The sequence below is a fragment of the Amycolatopsis sp. M39 genome, from assembly GCF_001651785.1.
Classification (GTDB): domain Bacteria; phylum Actinomycetota; class Actinomycetes; order Mycobacteriales; family Pseudonocardiaceae; genus Amycolatopsis; species Amycolatopsis rubida.
In genome coordinates, this window is sequence record NZ_LWSF01000014.1 from 59237 (window position 1) to 74151 (window position 14915).

Here is a 14915-nt window from a genome sequence, read left to right on the forward strand (position 1 = left end):
GATGTCTCCTCAGACTGATGGTTCGCAGGACCCGGGTTCCGGGCCTTGGCAGGGCACCGTACCCGGAGGCGCCGTGCCTGTCACCGACTCCAGAGTGTGACGATCTTGGCAGCCTGCTTCACCCGGTCGCGGAGTCGCCCTCGATGTCGCTGACCGTGGGCACCGGCCGGGCGGCCGAGCGGATCGCGCCCGCGCAGAAGAACGTGAGCAGCTCCGCGACCTCGGCCGGATCGTCCAGCTGCGGGCAGTGGCCCCAGTCCTCGCGCACGACGAGCCTGCTGTGCGGCACCAGGGTGTGCAGCTTCCGCCCGGACGCGGCCGTCACCAGCTTGTCCTTGCCGCACGCGACCGCGAGCAGCGGGATCTTGATCTGGTCGAGCCGGTAGGCGTCGGCCAGCTCCGCGACCAGCTGCCGGGCTTCTTCGAGCCGGGACGTGGTGGCCCGGTAGTCGGGAAAGAGCGTGGTGAACCGCCGGACCTGGCCCGCGTCCGCCCGGCGCGAGTCGGCGTAGAGGATCCGCGGCACGAGCTGTTCGGCTACCGCGCGGACCAGGAAACCCGGCACCGGCAACGGAAGCGAGGAGTACAGCCGCAGCGGCAGCGGATTGCGCCCGACCGTGCGCACCAGCCACGAGTCGACGAAACCGGGCGCGGCGATCGACACCACGCCGTGGGTCGGCAGCCGGTGGTTCTGCGCCGCGCGCAGGCTCATCGTGCCGCCGAGCGAGTTGCCCGCGAGCACGACCGGGCCGAGCACGGCCTGCTCGCGCACCACCGCGGCGGTGAACGCGTCGAGCTGGGGCAGCATCGGGCCGGGGCGCAGCGGCTGCGCGTCGCCGAAGCCGGGAAGATCGACGGCGATCGCGGCGATGCCCGCCGCGGCTAGTTCTCCGAGTACCGGACGCCACGTGTCGGCACTGTCGCAATACCCGTGGAGCAACACGAGACGGGGAGCGCGGGGTTTCTCGGCACCCTTGCGGCGCGTCCGCTTCGGTGCGGGCGCCTCCGCGACGGGCGGGCCGACCTCCAGCACGCGCGTGCGGATCCCGGCGAAGCGCCGGAAGGATTCCCGGATCGGCTCCGGTTCGCTGGGGTGCCGACCGTCCCGGCCGGCCGGGACTGGCCGCTGCGTCGCGGTCATGTTCTCCAGGTTAACCGCCCAAGGTCGAGTTCTGGTGGAACTTCGGGGGTCACTATCTGATTGCGAAGCCGGGGTGTTGACGATTCACTGGAGAACAGGTAAAAGCACTGGCCTGGGCGCATGCGACGACGAAAAGCCCAGGCCAGCGCGGTGCGATCAGGATCAGCGGGTGAAGACGATCTTGCCCGCGGTCTCCCCGGCGGCCATCGCGGCGAATCCCGCGGGGGCCTCCGTGAGGGGGAGCTCGGTGCCGATCTGCGGCTTGATGCCCTTCAGATCGAGGTAGGCGAGCAGATCGGCCAGCTCGTCGCGGGTGCCCATGGTCGAGCCGAGGACCCGCAGCTGCAGGAAGAACACCCGCTGCAGGTCGGCCGACGGGTCGGGGCCGCTGGTCGAACCGGACACCACGACCGCGCCGCCCGGCTTCAGCGATTTCAGCGTGTGGCCCCAGGTGGCCTTGCCGACGGTCTCGAACACCGCGTCCACCCGCTCGGGCAGCCGCGCGCCGGACTCGAACGTCTGGTGCGCGCCGACGGTCTCGGCCAGCGCGCGCTTCTCCTCGCTGCGCCCGGTGACCCACACCCGGAACCCGGCCGCGCGGCCGAGCGCGATGAGCGCGGTCGACACCCCGCCGGACGCGCCCTGCACCAGCATCGTCTGGCCGGGCCGCAGACCCGACTTCACGAACAGCATCCGGTACGCGGTGAGCCACGCGGTGCCCATCGTCGCGCCCTCGGCGAAGCTCAGTCCGGCCGGCTTCGGCACCGCGTTGCGGGCCGGGACCACGACCTGGTCGGCGAACGTGCCCTGGTGCTTTTCGGTGAGCAGGGTGCGCTTCGGGTCGAGCGTGTCGTCGCCCTGCCAGCCCGGCGCGTTGATCACCGAGTGCAGCACGACCTCGGTGCCGTCGTCGAGCGTGCCCGCTCCGTCGCAGCCGAGGATCATCGGGAACTGGTCGGGTTTGATGCCGACACCGCGCAAAGTCCACAGGTCGTGCATGTTCAGGCTGGCGGCTTTGACGTGCACCCGGACCCAGCCTTCGGGCACCTCGGGTTCCGGCCGCTCGCCGACGACCAGCGAATCGAGCGGGGACTCGGCGTTGGGTTCCTGCGCGTATACGGCGAACATGGCAGCAACCTACCTCCCCTGCCCGACCCGGCGCAGGCGAGCGCGCGTAGGCTCACACTCGTGTTCGAGGGCCTGGCCAACTGGTGGGACGGGGTCGAGCTGTGGCTTGCCCAAGCCTGGTTCCCCGTGCAGTTCGTGCTGGTGATGGCGGTGCTCGTGCCGCTCTGCCTGCTCGCCGCGTGGGCCATCGACAAGCTGGTCGAACGCTTCGGCCGCTGGTTCGGCACGGCCCGTGACGACGACGGTCCCGGCCGCTCCTAAGCTGGCACACCATGGTCAACCGTAGGCGGATCACCGCCGCGCTCGTCGGTCTCCTCGTGCTGGTGCTCGGCGGGTGGCTCGTCAAGGAAACCGCCGGCTCCCCGGATTCGCCGGCGCCCGCGTCCTCCTCGGGTGCTCCCGGCGCCGCTTCCGGGAAGGTGCCGGGGGCGGATTCCAAGCTGCCGGTCAAACCGTTGTCCTCGCTGCCTTCGCAGGCGAAAGACACGTGGAACCTGATCCAGAAGGGCGGGCCTTACCCGTATCCGCGCAATGACGACGTCGTCTTCCAGAACCGGGAAAAAGTGCTTCCCGCGGAGAAGAACGGCTATTACCACGAGTACACCGTGAAAACGCCGGGAAGCCCGGACCGAGGGGCGCGCCGGCTGATCACGGGGGCGGGGAAAGAGTTGTACTACACAGCGGATCATTACGCGTCGTTCGTCGTTGTGGATCCCGCACGGTGAGCGGGGAGACGGCGCGGGCCGCGGCGGACGCGGCGTTCGCGCGCGGGGCTTATCCGCATCGGGTCGACGGAACGCGGACGCTGGACAAGCTGTCGGCGCTGGACGCGATCGGCGAGGCGCTTTCTTTCCCGTCTTATTTCGGACGGAATCTGGACGCCTTGTACGACCTGCTCACGGATTTGTCCTGGCTGCCGTCCGGCGAGCACGTGCTGATCTGGACCGGGTCGGACGGATTGAAGGCGGCCGAGCCCAAGACGTATCTGGCGGTGCGCAGCGTGTTGTCGGACGCGCAGCGCGCGATGGGCTCCGGCGAGCGGCGGCTGACCCTGGTGCTGGTGGATTCCTGACGGCCGTGAGGGGAACCCTGAGGGAATCAGGTTCCCTGAGGGTTGCCCTCACCGACAGCGTCAGTCCTGCGGGACCCAGTTCGGCTTGCGCTTCTGGGCGAAAGCCTGGATGCCTTCCTGTCCTTCTTCGCTCGCGAAGAAGCCCGCGGACAGGGCGTTCATGCCGGCGAAGCCTTCGGCCGGGGTCGCCGGACGCGGGCGGGCCAGCAGTTCCTTCGTGGCGGCCAAGGCATTCGGGCCGCCGAGGGTCAGCGACTTGAGGTAGCCCTCGACCGTCTTGTCCAGGTCCTCGGCAGGGACGCAGGCGTTCAGCAGGCCGATCTCCACCGCGCGCTTCGCGTCGAAGACGTCGCCGGTCAGGAAGAGTTCGTGCGCGGCCCGGGCGTTCAGCCTCGGGAGCACCGTCAGGCTGATGACCGCCGGGACAACGCCGATCCGGACCTCCGAGAAGGCGAACGTCGCTTCCGGGACCGCGACCGCGATGTCGCACGCGGCGACCATGCCGATGCCGCCCGCGCGAGCCGGGCCCGCCAGGCGTGCGACGACCGGTTTCGGGCTCGTCCACAGCTGGTCCAGGATCTGCGGGAACTCGTTCACGCCCTGGTCGGACGAACCGGCGCCACGGGCCTCCTTCAGGTCCATGCCCGCGCAGAAGACCGGACCGGTGTGGGTCAGCCGCACCACGCGCACCGCGTCGTCCTCGCGAGCCTTCGTCAGCGACTCGCTCAGTTCCCGCCGCAGCTGCGCCGACAGCGCGTTGCGGTTGTGCGGGGAGTCCAGGGTGATCGTGGCGATGCCGGCCGCCACCTCGTAGTGCACCAGTTCGTCAGCCATGCCTGACACTTTCGCACACCGCCTGCCGGGGAGCGGGTGTGAAGTTGATGCACGAAAACTCGTGCACGAAAACTCGTGCACCGCTATCTTGGGAGCATGGCAGAGCATCGTCCCGCTGATCTGAAGGCGCTCAAGGCGCTCGCGAACCCGCTGCGGCAGCGGATTCTCGAGGCGCTGGCCTCGTCTGGACCGGCGACGTCGACGACGCTCGCCGAGCGGTTGGGCGTGACCAGCGGCGGCACCAGTTACAACCTGCGGGTCTTGGCGGAGAACGGGTTCGTCGAGGAGCTTCCCGAACGCGCGCGCGGTCGGGAGCGCTGGTGGCGGGTGGCGGACTACGACCTGCGGCTGCCGCCCCCCGCGGAGCGAGACGATCCGGCCAAGGCGGCGATCGGCGAGCTGCACCGGCTCTGGCTTGCGGGCGACACCGAACTCTACGAGCGGTTCGAGCGTGAACGGCCGCGGCTCGGGGAGTGGGCGGACGCGATTCCGTACTCGCGCGGCGCGATCACCGTGACGCTGGACGAGCTGGGGGACTTCTTCGAGGCGTATCTCGCCTTGCTGCGGCGGTATCAGCGGCCGGACGACGAGACGCCGGAAGGGGCGCGCCGGGTCGAGACGCGGATGCTCGTGTTCCCGGCACCGGGTGGGAAGGAGGCCGCCGGAGACTGAATCCGAGGAGGGCCCTGGGTGCCGAGCGGCCACTCGGCACCCAGGAATAAGGGAAAACGCGCACGATCTCCCGAAGCAAGGAGAACACTTCATGCTGCCCTGGGGCAAATCGCGGCTCGCCGCCGCGGTCCTCGTGCTGGGCTCGGTCCCGCCGACCGCCCAGCCGGTATCAGCACAATCGTCCGCCGACCTCAGCTTCACTGGCTCGGGCGGAATCACGTTGCACGGCACGATATTCCGGCCGGACGGACCGGCGAAGTCCGCGATCGTCCTGCAAGGCGGTTCGGACTGGCGGACGCGGGACAATCTGCGGGTGCAGGCCGAGATGTTCACGCGGCTCGGCGTCACGGCACTCGTCTACGACCGGCGTGCCAGCGGTTATTCCACGATCCAGCGTGATTACGGCGTGCTGGCGGACGATCTGGTCTCGGCTGTCCGCGCGGTGCGGGCGCAGTCGGGAGCCGCGGAGGTCGGCGTCTGGGGACTCAGCGAGGGCGCGTGGGTCGCGCCGCTCGCCGCGACGCGGACGGCGGACATCTCGTATGTGATCACGGTCGGCGGATCCGGCTGGGGCGGCGCGAGGCAAACCTCGTGGTACTGGGGGAATGTCCTTCGCCACCAAGGGATTTCCGGTTCGCTGCGCACGACGTTGCCGGTGCGGGGAACGCGGTTCGTGGTCGGAGCGGGACTGTTCCCCGAGGCCGATTACGACCCGGTGCCGGTGTTGCGGCGGCTGAAACAGCCGATCCTGGCGTTGTGGGGCGATCTCGACATCAACCACGTACCGGTCGAAAGCTCCCGGATTTTCGCGGAAGCGCTGGCGCGGCACCCGAACCACACGATCCGGTTCATCGCCGGCGGCGGGCCGGATCTGTACGCGACCAGCGACGCCGGGTTCGACCGGCTGCCCCGGGTCGTGCCTGGCTATCCGGCGGCGGTCGCGGAGTGGCTGGCGGATCGGCAGGGCGTGCATGTCGAGACCGCGGCCTTCGCGCAGCGGCCGACGGAAGCGCTGCGGCCGTTGTCCTGGTGGGAATCTGTTTGGGCGCAAGGGATCGCGCTCGCCCTGCTGCTCGGCGGCTTCGTGGTCGGCGGCATCGTTGCGCTGGTGCGTCGCCAGGGGACCAGGTCGTCGCGGTGGCTGGCCGGACTGGGGACGGCGACGGTCGCCGGGTTCGCCGGAATGCTCGGCTGGGCGCAGTTGTCCGGGATGAAGGATCTCGGACCGGTGCTCGTCGGACGGCCATTGCCGTGGCTGGCAATGCAAGCGCTCGCGGTCGCGACCGTGGTGGCGTTGGCGGTGACTGTAAGCGGGCTGAGGAAACCGGACCGGCGGCGCGGGGCGGTCGCACCGCTCGTGGCCGGGCTGGTGTTCGTGCCGTGGGCGGTCTACTGGGGACTGTTGCTGCCGTGAACCGGGCGCGGCCACCCGGGCGCAGCGGGTGGCCGCGGTCCGGGTCAGCCGATGGTCGTGGTGGTGAAAACCGGGCTCGGGTTGGGGAAGCACGCCGTCGGCGCGGTCACGTCGCCGATGATGCTGCCGGCAACGGCCTTGAAGGTCAGGCCGGGATCGTCGTAGCTGGTGCCGGACAGTTGCGTCTCGATCTTGCCGGAGTCGCCTGCTTTGAGGTGCGCGGTGACGGTCGGCAGTTCGAAGGTCGAACCGCCGGCGATCGGGCCGGGGAAGCTCAGCGTCGCGACGCCGTCGGCGACGCTGATCGTCGGCGCGGTGTCGCCGAGGCCGGAGCCGCCGGCGAGGTCGGCGCTGACGTAGGTCGAGTTGGCCGGGACGGGGAACTTCAGCGCGAAGGTGTTGATGTTCTTGACCTTGTTGCCGCCCACGTCGCTCGGGACAGTGTTGGGCGCGGGGTCGATGACGACGTCGAACGCACCGCCGGGTGCGACCGTCGCGGGCGCGGTGACGTCGGCGTTCTGGGTCAGCGACACCTGCTGCGGGCCGACCACCGGTGCGTCGGCCTGGCAGTCGAAGGTGATCGCGGTCGCGGCGGACGCCGGGGCCGCGAGGGCGAGCGGAAGGGCGGCGACCGCCGTCAGCGCGGCCAGCCGGTAAAAGTGAGGTGCTTTCATCTGTGTGCTCCTGCCTGCGGGTTTCACGAGGGGAGAGAGAAAGCTGCGCAGCGATTAGAGAGTTACCGGCAGGTTAAGCAACGCGTCAAGAAGTGACCGTTCACGGGAGCGCACCGTGACGGCTAATGTGAATAGTGTTCACCTTGTGGCGGTAGGAGTGGCCTGAACGGCCGTTCGGGCCTACCGACGGTGGTCCGGCAGGGCGAGCCAGGCCAGTTCGGCCCAGCGTTGAGCGGTTCGGTCAGGCGGCGGTCCGCAGCAGCCCGGAGATCGCGGCGGCGTACCGGCCGATCACCACGTCCGCGACGCGCGGGTCGTCCGCGAGCGGCCCGGCGATGAACGCCTTCGGGTCGGCCTCGCGGGCCAGCACCGCGATCCGGTCCGGCAGCAGGCCGGGGGCCAGGAACCACGACGCCACCACGAGATGCCGTGCACCGCGGTCGCGCAGCCGGGCCGCGGCGGCCGGGATGTCCGGCTGGGCGGCGCTGGCGAAGGCCTCGCTCACCGGCAGGCCGAGCCGCTTTTCCCAGCGCGCGGCCACACCGGCGACGACGGCGTTGGCCTCGGGGTTCGAGGAGCCGACAGCGCTCAGCAGCACCCCGGTCCCGCCGCGGCGGCGGGCTCCGGAGAGACGGTCGAGGGCGACGGCTTCGAGGGCCGGATCGGCGCCGAGCACGTCCGACACCCGGATCCGGAACCCGGGGCACTCCGCGGCCACCTCGTCGACCAGCGCGGGCAGGTCGACCCGGGCGTGAAAAGCGCTGCCCAGCAACAACGGCACGACGACCGCGGAGCGGTGCCCCTGTGCGTAAAGCCCGCGCAGGACGTCGGTGACACGCGGCTCCGACAGGTCGAGGAACGACTCGTGCACCTCCAGCCCCGGCGCCTGCGCACGGACGACGTCGACCAGCGCCCGCACCGTCGCGGCGGAGCGGGGATCACGACTGCCGTGCGCGACGGCGACCAGGGGCGGCGTCACGAGAACCGTTCTCCGACGAGCCCGGCGGCGAGCGTGTCGCCGTCCTTCGGATCGATCACCAGGAACGCGCCGGTACGCGGGCTCACGCCGTAGTCGTCCACCGGCAGCGGCTCGGCCAGCCGCAGGCTGACGCTGCCGATGTCGTTGAGCTCCAGGCTTTCCGGAGAGTCCACACTGGACAGTTTCTGCTCGTCGAACCGGGCGTGCAACTCGGTGGCGAGTCCCTGCACGGTCCGGGCGCCGTGCTTGATCAGCACCCGCGCGCCGGTCTTGAGCGGCTTCGACGACAGCCAGCACAGCGTGCCGGTGATCTCGTCAGTGACCTCCGGCGACGCGTCGGCGGCCGCGATCAGGTCGCCGCGGCTGATGTCGATGTCGTCGGCGAGCAGCAGCGTCACCGAGGTTCCGGCGCCTGCTTCTTCCAGCGGACCGGCCGCGGTGTCGATCCGCTCGACCCGGCTGCGGATCCCCTGCGGCTGCACGACAATCTCGTCGCCAGGACGCACCGTTCCGGCGGCGATCTGACCGGCGTAGCCGCGGTAGTCCGGATACTCGGCGGTGCGCGGGCGGATCACGTACTGCACCGGGAACCGCAGCGCCGAATCGTGCGGATCCGGTGCCACCGGCACGGTTTCGAGGTGCTCCAGCAGCGACGGGCCGTCGTACCACGGGGTCTGCTCGGACCGCGTGGCCACGTTGTCGCCGACCAGCGCGGACACCGGGATGCTGACGACCGACGCCGAGTCGTAGCCCAGCGATTCCGCGTGCGCGGTGAACTCCTTGGCGATGACGCCGAAGGTGTTCTCGTCGTAGCCGACGAGGTCGATCTTGTTCACCGCCAGCACCAGCTGCGGCACGCCGAGCAGCGCGAGCACGGCCGCGTGCCGCCGGGTCTGCTCGACCACGCCGTTGCGCGCGTCGACCAGCAGCACCGCGAGCTGCGCGGTGGACGCGCCGGTGACCGTGTTGCGCGTGTACTGCACGTGCCCCGGGGTGTCGGCGAGCACGAACGACCGCTTCGGCGTGGCGAAGTACCGGTACGCGACGTCGATCGTGATGCCCTGCTCGCGCTCCGAGCGCAGGCCGTCGACGAGCAGCGAAAGGTCCGGAGTGGACAGTCCTTTGTCGACAGACGCGCGGGTGACCGCGTCGAGCTGGTCGGCGAGGACGGACTTGGTGTCGTACAGCAGCCGCCCGACCAGCGTGGACTTCCCGTCGTCCACGCTGCCCGCGGTGGCCAGCCTCAGCAGGCTCGACATCAGAAGTAGCCCTCCCGTTTGCGGTCTTCCATGGCCGCCTCGGACATCCGGTCGTCAGCGCGGGTGGCGCCGCGTTCGGTGAGCCGCGAGGCCTGCACCTCGGCGATGACCTCGTCCACGGTGGACGCCGTGGATTCGATCGCGCCGGTGCACGAACCGTCGCCGACGGTCCGGTAGCGCACGCTCAGCTCGCGCACGTCCTCGCCGGGACGCGGCCCGCCCCACGGGCCCTCGCTGAGCCACATGCCGTCGCGCTGGTAGACCGCGCGCTGGTGGGCGTAGTAAATCGAAGGCAGCTCGACCTTTTCCCGCGCGATGTAGTTCCACACGTCCGCCTCGGTCCAGTTGGACAGCGGGAACACGCGCACCTGCTCGCCCGGACGGTGCCGTCCGTTGTAGAGATTCCACAGCTCCGGCCGCTGCCGGCGCGGCTCCCACTGGCCGAAAGCGTTGCGCAGGCTGAAGATCCGCTCCTTCGCGCGCGCCCGCTCCTCGTCCCGGCGGCCGCCGCCGAAGACCGCGTCGAATTTGTTCTCCGCGATCGTCTCCAGCAGCGGCGTGGTCTGCAGCGGGTTGCGCAGGCCGTCGGCGCGTTCCTCGAGCCTGCCGTCGTCGATCCAGTCCTGGACCTTCGCGACGACCAGGCGCAGCCCGTGCTTTTCGACGACGCGGTCGCGGAACCGCAGGACCTCGTCGAAGTTGTGCCCGGTGTCCACGTGCAGCAGCGGGAACGGCACCGGCGCGGGCCAGAAGGCCTTGATCGCCAGGTGCAGCATCAGCGTCGAGTCCTTGCCGCCGGAGAACAGGATCACCGGCCGGTCGAACTCGCCCGCGACCTCGCGGAAGATGTGGACGGCCTCGGACTCCAAGGCGGCCAGGTTGTCGACGGCCGCGTCCGCCGCCGGTTCCAAAGTCGTCATGCGTCCTCTCTCAGCCGTGCAATCCGCACTCGGTCTTCGACTGGCCCGCCCACCGGCCGCTGCGCGGATCCTGACCCGGCTCGACCTTCGCCGTGCACGGGGCGCAGCCGATCGAGAGGTAGCCGATCGACACCAGCGGATTCTCCAGAATCCCGTTCTCGTGCAGGTAGGCGTTGAACTCGTCGTCGGTCCACGCCGCGATCGGGTTGATCTTCACCAGGCCGTTGCGCTCGTCCCAGGTGACGATCGGCGTGTTCGCGCGAGTCGGCGCGTCCACCCGGCGCACGCCGGTGACCCACGCCGAGTACTTGCCGAGCGTCTGCCGCAGCGGCACGACCTTGCGCAGGAAACAGCACTGGCCGGGGTCGCGTTCGTGCAGTTTCGGCCCGTACTCCGCGTCCTGTTCGGCGACGCTCTGCTCGGCCTGTGCGTCGACGATCCGCACGTCCGGGTACACCGTCCGCACCGCGTCGCGCACCCCGAGGGTTTCGGCGAAGTGGTAGCCGGTCTCCAGGAACAGCACGTCCACCGCGGGCTTGACCTTCGTGGCGAGGTCGATCAGCACGGCGTCCTGCATGTTCGACGCCACGATGAAGTCGTCGCCGAAGGTCTCGGCCGTCCAGCGCAGCGCCTCTTCGGCGGTCGCGCCGGCCAGTTCCTTCTCGGCGCGTTCGGCCAGCGCCCGGTAGTCCGCCACCGCGGTCACTGCAGCACCCCTTCGTCCGCCCGCAACGCCCACTGGGGGAAGCGTTCGCCCGGTTCGCGGCCCGCGACGTACGCGCGCACCACGCGTTCCACGTACTCGACCAGTTCGCCCGCGGTGACCTTGTGCCCGCGCAGCTTGCGGCCGAAGCCGGCGTCGAGGCCGAGCCCGCCGCCGAGGTGCACCTGGAAACCTTCGACCTGGTTGCCCTCGGCGTCGGTGACGATCTGGCCCTTGAGCCCGATGTCCGCGGTCTGCACGCGGGCACACGAGTTGGGGCAGCCGTTGAGGTGCACCGTGACCGGCGTTTCCAGCTGGGCGTTGATGTCGGCGAGCGACTTCTCCAGATCCGCGACCAGCTGCTGCGCGCGCACCTTCGTCTCGACGATCGCGAGCTTGCAGAACTCCAGTCCGGTGCACGCCATCACGCTGCGCCGCCACGGCGACGGCTTGGTTTGCAGGCCCAGTTCGGCCAGGTCCGTCTCCAGGGCGGGGACCTTGTCCTCGGGGACGTCGAGCACGACCAGCTTCTGGTGCGGGGTCAGCCGGACCCGCCGCGATCCGGCCCGTTCGGCGGCGTCGGCGACGGCGACCAGCGTGCTGCCCGACACCCGTCCGGCGATCGGCGCGGCGCCGACGTAACAGTTGCCGTCCTTCTGCCGGTGCACGCCGACGTGGTCGATCGGGGTCGCGGGGTTCTCCGGTGGCGGGCCGTCGATCAGCTTCCGCTTGAGGTACCCGGTTTCGAGGACCTCGCGGAATTTCTCCGCGCCCCAGTCCTTGACCAGGAACTTCAGCCGGGCCCGCGAGCGCAGCCGCCGGTAGCCGTAGTCGCGGAAGATCGAGACGACGCCCTCCCACACCTGCGGCACCTCCTCCAGCGGAACCCACGCGCCGAGCCGCTGCGCGAGCATCGGGTTGGTGGAGAGCCCGCCGCCGACCCACAGGTCGAAGCCGGGTCCGTGCTCGGGGTGCTCGACCCCGACGAAGGCGATGTCGTTGATCTCGTGCACGATGTCCGGCAGCCCGGAGATCGCGGTCTTGAACTTGCGCGGCAGGTTGGCGAACCGGGGGTCGCCGATGTAGCGGTCGAGGATCTCGTCGATCGCGGGAGTGGCGTCGAGCACCTCGTTCTCGGCGATGCCGGCCACCGGGGAGCCGAGCACGACGCGCGGGCAGTCGCCGCAGGCCTCGGTCGTGGTCAGGCCCGCGTTCTCCAGCCGGGACCAGATGGAGGGCACGTCCTCGATCTCGATCCAGTGGTACTGGACGTTCTGCCGGTCGCTGATGTCGGCGGTGTCGCGCGCGTGCTCCCGCGAGATCTCGCCGACCACCCGCAGCTGCTCGGTGGTGAGCGCGCCGCCGTCGATGCGGACGCGCATCATGAAGTAGCGGTCGTCCAGCTCCTCGGGCTCCAGCAGCGCGGTGCGGCCGCCGTCGATGCCGGGCTTGCGCTGGGTGTAGAGGCCGAACCAGCGGAACCGGCCGCGGAGGTCGCCGGGATCGATGGAGTCGAAACCCCGGTGCGCGTAGATGTTCTCGATCCGCGAGCGGACGTTGAGCGGGCTGTCGTCCTTCTTCGAGCGCTCGTTCGGGTTCAGCGGCTCCCGGTAGCCGAGCGCCCACTGGCCCTCGCCGCGCTTCTGGCGAGTCCGAGGCGTGCGGCCCTTCGCGGGCGTTTCACGCGGGGGTGCGGACATGGAGATCCTCCGGGCGGGGTGGTCGAGGCGGCTCGGCCGCGGCGTCGGCGCGGGGCGGGCCGGTGGTCCAGGTGGTGGGCTGGGCAGGCTTTGCGCGGGAGTCAGCGAACAGGCCGGCAGAGCGCGCTCGCGACCCGGACAAGGTCGACGTGGCGGCGCGCCACGAGAAGGACACCGGCAGGACTCACGGGCTCAGATTGCCACGCGGGCCGAACGTCGTCCAAGGGCGTCCGGATCGTGGGAGAAGGCTCACCTCAGGGGTGCGTAACCGCCTCGGATGTGCCTAGGCCGGTCGATCTGCCAGGTCTTTCCCGGCTTTCGGACCCTGCCTGAGACGGTGTTGACCGCTTGCCGGCGGAGGTTGCGCCGGGTGGCGCATCGTTCGGCGGCCGAACTTTCCTCCGGGTGGCTCAGGGCAATGCCCGGAACTTGAGCCGCTTTTCCTGCCGGGGGAATGCCGCGAGCGCGCCTGTCCAGGTCGAAGGGCTGACGGGAGGGCTTGTCGTCCGTGAGGGCCCTTGAGGGCATCTAAGGCCGTGAAGGGGCCCCTCGCGGACTCGCGGCCCGGCGTCATCAGCAGTCGCCTCGGCGCTGTCAGCCTCGTCGATCCGCGCAGGCGCGCTCGGCGGCACCCGCAGTTCCAGGTATGGGGCGCGGGGGCACGCGGCGGCCCGCACGCGGCGGGGGAGAATGGACGTCGTGCCTGTTCCCGACACCCACCGTCCTCCTGCCGGACTGCCTGCAACCGCGCTCGCGGGCCTCGGCACCCGTCCGTTCGGCGTGTACGTCCACGTGCCGTTCTGCGCGACCCGCTGCGGTTACTGCGACTTCAACACCTACACCGCGGGCGAACTCGGCTCCGCTGCCTCGCCCCGGTCGTGGCTGGACGCGCTGCGTCGCGAGCTGGAGCTCGGCGCGGAGATCCTCGGCAGCGCACCCCGGGCCGAGACAGTGTTCGTCGGCGGCGGGACCCCGTCCATGCTCGGCGCGGACGGGCTGGCCGAGGTGCTCGACGGCGTCCGCTCGGTGTTCGGGCTCGCGCCGGGCGCGGAGGTGACGACCGAATCGAATCCGGAGTCCACTTCGCCCGGGTTCTTCGCGGGCATCCGTGCCGCGGGCTACACCCGGGTATCGCTGGGCATGCAGTCCGCGGCCCGCCACGTGCTGAAGGTGCTCGACCGCGTGCACACCCCCGGCCGGCCGGTCGACGCCGCGCGCGAGGCCCGGGCGGCCGGGTTCGAGCACGTCAACCTCGACCTTATTTACGGCACGCCGGGCGAGCGCGTCGAAGATCTGCGTGCGTCGCTCGACGCGGTGCTGTCGGCGGGAGTCGACCACGTGTCGGCGTACGCGCTGATCGTCGAGGACGGGACCGCGCTGGCCCGCCGGGTGCGGCGCGGCGAGGTGCCCGCGCCGGACGACGACACGCTGGCCAGCTACTACGAGATGATCGACTCTGTCCTCGCCGGTGCGGGCCTGACCTGGTACGAGGTGTCGAACTGGGCGGCCGGCGAGGCGGCGCGGTGCCGCCACAACCTCGGCTACTGGCAGGGCGGCGACTGGTGGGGCGCCGGTCCGGGGGCGCACAGCCACGTCGGCGGCGTGCGGTGGTGGAACGTCAAGCATCCGGCGAAGTACTCCAGCCTGCTCGCGGAAGGACGGAGTCCGGAAGCCGGCCGCGAGGTGCTCACTCCGGAGGACCAGCACCTGGAGCGGATCATGCTGGAGCTTCGGATCTCGGACGGACTGGCGTTGTCCGCACTCGACGAGGCCGGAGTCAAGCAGGCCCGGGCGGCCGCCGCGGAGGGCCTGCTCGAAGTGTCCGATGTGGACAGCCGGGGCCGTGCGGTGCTGACGGATCGGGGCCGCCTGCTCGCGGATGCCGTGGTCCGGAGGCTGGCCGGCTGAATTTTCGCCTGCCGGGCATAAATCCGTTCGATCGTTTGTTGGGCTAAGCATACGAGCGAGGGAGACGCGTATGCCGCAGGCGGTCAGGTACGGCGAACACGGCGGGATCGAAGTGCTGCAGCTGGCCGAAGTGCCCCGGCCGGCACCGGAATCCGGGCAGGTGCTCGTGCGGGTCCGGGCCGCGGGGATCAATCCGGGGGAAGCGAAGATCCGGGTGGGCGCGCTGGCGGAACGCTGGCCGTCCGCCTTCCCGTCCGGGCAGGGCAGCGACCTGGCCGGAGTGGTGGTCGAGCTGGGTGCGGAGGTCGAAGAAATCCAGGTGGGGGACGAGGTCGTCGGCTTCGTGCACACTCGCTCCAGTCACGCCGAGTACGTGCTCGTCCCGGCGGAGCATCTCGTCCCGAAGCCGGGCGGGCTGTCGTGGGAGGTCGCGGGCGGCTTGTTCGTCGCCGGGACCACCGCCTACGCCGCGGTCCGCGCGGTGTGCCCGCGCGAGGGAGAGACGATCGTC

At 70.5% G+C, this 14915-nt stretch carries 17 protein-coding genes; 7 read left to right on the forward strand and 10 right to left on the reverse strand.

Annotation, left to right across the window (positions count from 1 at the left end; translation table 11 throughout):
- Positions 1 to 118: 118 nt before the first annotated feature.
- Together A4R44_RS26470 and A4R44_RS26475 are read right to left on the reverse strand one after the other, a co-directional pair.
- Positions 119 to 1141 carry an alpha/beta fold hydrolase gene (locus A4R44_RS26470; RefSeq protein WP_067586266.1) on the reverse strand — a complete coding sequence of 341 codons (1023 nt, stop codon included), beginning with the start codon at positions 1139 to 1141 and terminating at the stop codon, positions 119 to 121.
- Between the two features lie 162 nt (positions 1142 to 1303).
- A complete protein-coding gene (locus A4R44_RS26475; protein ID WP_067586269.1) occupies positions 1304 to 2269 on the reverse strand; it encodes a zinc-binding dehydrogenase in 966 nt (321 codons plus the stop codon).
- Between the two features lie 60 nt (positions 2270 to 2329).
- Between A4R44_RS26475 and A4R44_RS26480 the strand changes: the two genes are divergently transcribed.
- Genes A4R44_RS26480 through A4R44_RS26490 form a run of 3 tightly spaced genes read left to right on the forward strand, consistent with a single transcriptional unit; the run spans position 2330 to position 3341 of the window.
- The gene (locus tag A4R44_RS26480) at positions 2330 to 2530 is read left to right on the forward strand and encodes a hypothetical protein (RefSeq protein WP_037813693.1); all 201 of its coding nucleotides are present in this window, start codon (positions 2330 to 2332) and stop codon (positions 2528 to 2530) included.
- 11 nt (positions 2531 to 2541) lie between these two features.
- Positions 2542 to 2994, forward strand: coding sequence for a ribonuclease domain-containing protein (locus A4R44_RS26485; RefSeq protein WP_067586271.1), 453 nt, complete (start codon positions 2542 to 2544; stop codon positions 2992 to 2994).
- Complete coding sequence (locus A4R44_RS26490; RefSeq protein WP_067586274.1) at positions 2991 to 3341, forward strand: barstar family protein; 351 nt, start codon at positions 2991 to 2993, stop codon at positions 3339 to 3341. The genes A4R44_RS26485 and A4R44_RS26490 overlap by 4 nt, the downstream gene beginning before the upstream one ends.
- Positions 3342 to 3401: 60 nt before the next feature.
- On the opposite strand, the gene A4R44_RS26495 is transcribed toward A4R44_RS26490, so the two are convergent.
- Positions 3402 to 4175, reverse strand: coding sequence for an enoyl-CoA hydratase-related protein (locus A4R44_RS26495; RefSeq protein WP_067586277.1), 774 nt, complete (start codon positions 4173 to 4175; stop codon positions 3402 to 3404).
- 96 nt (positions 4176 to 4271) lie between these two features.
- On the opposite strand from A4R44_RS26495, the gene A4R44_RS26500 reads away from it, so the two are divergent.
- Together A4R44_RS26500 and A4R44_RS26505 are read left to right on the forward strand one after the other, a co-directional pair.
- A complete protein-coding gene (locus tag A4R44_RS26500; protein WP_067586280.1) occupies positions 4272 to 4847 on the forward strand; it encodes a helix-turn-helix transcriptional regulator in 576 nt (191 codons plus the stop codon).
- 91 nt (positions 4848 to 4938) lie between these two features.
- A complete protein-coding gene (locus A4R44_RS26505) occupies positions 4939 to 6261 on the forward strand; it encodes a S9 family peptidase (RefSeq protein WP_095213609.1) in 1323 nt (440 codons plus the stop codon).
- Positions 6262 to 6305: 44 nt separating this feature from the next.
- On the opposite strand, the gene A4R44_RS26510 is transcribed toward A4R44_RS26505, so the two are convergent.
- From A4R44_RS26510 to A4R44_RS52585, 7 genes are all read right to left on the reverse strand, one after another.
- A complete protein-coding gene (locus A4R44_RS26510; RefSeq protein WP_067586283.1) occupies positions 6306 to 6935 on the reverse strand; it encodes a cyclase in 630 nt (209 codons plus the stop codon).
- 241 nt (positions 6936 to 7176) lie between these two features.
- On the reverse strand, positions 7177 to 7914 hold the full coding sequence (locus A4R44_RS26515; protein WP_067586285.1) for a sirohydrochlorin chelatase: 738 nt from the start codon (positions 7912 to 7914) through the stop codon (positions 7177 to 7179).
- A complete protein-coding gene (locus A4R44_RS26520; RefSeq protein WP_067586287.1) occupies positions 7911 to 9173 on the reverse strand; it encodes a sulfate adenylyltransferase subunit 1 in 1263 nt (420 codons plus the stop codon). Before A4R44_RS26520 ends, A4R44_RS26515 begins: the two co-directional genes overlap by 4 nt.
- Positions 9173 to 10093 carry a sulfate adenylyltransferase subunit CysD gene (gene cysD, locus A4R44_RS26525; RefSeq protein ID WP_067586289.1) on the reverse strand — a complete coding sequence of 307 codons (921 nt, stop codon included), beginning with the start codon at positions 10091 to 10093 and terminating at the stop codon, positions 9173 to 9175. Before cysD ends, A4R44_RS26520 begins: the two co-directional genes overlap by 1 nt.
- A 10-nt stretch (positions 10094 to 10103) precedes the next feature.
- Positions 10104 to 10799, reverse strand: coding sequence for a phosphoadenylyl-sulfate reductase (locus A4R44_RS26530; protein WP_067586291.1), 696 nt, complete (start codon positions 10797 to 10799; stop codon positions 10104 to 10106).
- On the reverse strand, positions 10796 to 12496 hold the full coding sequence (locus A4R44_RS26535; protein ID WP_067586294.1) for a nitrite/sulfite reductase: 1701 nt from the start codon (positions 12494 to 12496) through the stop codon (positions 10796 to 10798). Before A4R44_RS26535 ends, A4R44_RS26530 begins: the two co-directional genes overlap by 4 nt.
- A gap of 101 nt (positions 12497 to 12597) precedes the next feature.
- Entirely contained in the window at positions 12598 to 12684 is an 87-nt protein-coding gene (locus tag A4R44_RS52585) for a putative leader peptide (RefSeq protein ID WP_369805942.1), read from the reverse strand.
- 502 nt (positions 12685 to 13186) lie between these two features.
- On the opposite strand from A4R44_RS52585, the gene hemW reads away from it, so the two are divergent.
- Positions 13187 to 14404: a radical SAM family heme chaperone HemW gene (gene hemW, locus A4R44_RS26540; protein ID WP_067586297.1), complete on the forward strand. Its 1218-nt coding sequence runs from the start codon at positions 13187 to 13189 to the stop codon at positions 14402 to 14404.
- 70 nt (positions 14405 to 14474) lie between these two features.
- The coding region (locus A4R44_RS50765) for an alcohol dehydrogenase catalytic domain-containing protein (RefSeq protein ID WP_232791782.1) at positions 14475 to 14915 on the forward strand (441 nt) is incomplete at its 3' end.

What these genes read in the sequence shown, in the direction of transcription:
- A4R44_RS26485 (WP_067586271.1), top strand. Translation starts at nt 2,542, where the DNA reads ATGGTCAACCGTAGGCGGATCACCGCCGCGCTCGTCGGTCTCCTCGTG.
- A4R44_RS26495 (WP_067586277.1), bottom strand. Translation starts at nt 4,175, where the DNA reads ATGGCTGACGAACTGGTGCACTACGAGGTGGCGGCCGGCATCGCCACG.
- A4R44_RS26470 (WP_067586266.1), bottom strand. Translation starts at nt 1,141, where the DNA reads ATGACCGCGACGCAGCGGCCAGTCCCGGCCGGCCGGGACGGTCGGCAC.
- hemW (WP_067586297.1), top strand. Translation starts at nt 13,187, where the DNA reads ATGGACGTCGTGCCTGTTCCCGACACCCACCGTCCTCCTGCCGGACTG.
- A4R44_RS26475 (WP_067586269.1), bottom strand. Translation starts at nt 2,269, where the DNA reads ATGTTCGCCGTATACGCGCAGGAACCCAACGCCGAGTCCCCGCTCGAT.
- A4R44_RS26500 (WP_067586280.1), top strand. Translation starts at nt 4,272, where the DNA reads ATGGCAGAGCATCGTCCCGCTGATCTGAAGGCGCTCAAGGCGCTCGCG.
- A4R44_RS26505 (WP_095213609.1), top strand. Translation starts at nt 4,939, where the DNA reads ATGCTGCCCTGGGGCAAATCGCGGCTCGCCGCCGCGGTCCTCGTGCTG.
- cysD (WP_067586289.1), bottom strand. Translation starts at nt 10,093, where the DNA reads ATGACGACTTTGGAACCGGCGGCGGACGCGGCCGTCGACAACCTGGCC.
- A4R44_RS26510 (WP_067586283.1), bottom strand. Translation starts at nt 6,935, where the DNA reads ATGAAAGCACCTCACTTTTACCGGCTGGCCGCGCTGACGGCGGTCGCC.
- A4R44_RS26535 (WP_067586294.1), bottom strand. Translation starts at nt 12,496, where the DNA reads ATGTCCGCACCCCCGCGTGAAACGCCCGCGAAGGGCCGCACGCCTCGG.
- A4R44_RS26520 (WP_067586287.1), bottom strand. Translation starts at nt 9,173, where the DNA reads ATGTCGAGCCTGCTGAGGCTGGCCACCGCGGGCAGCGTGGACGACGGG.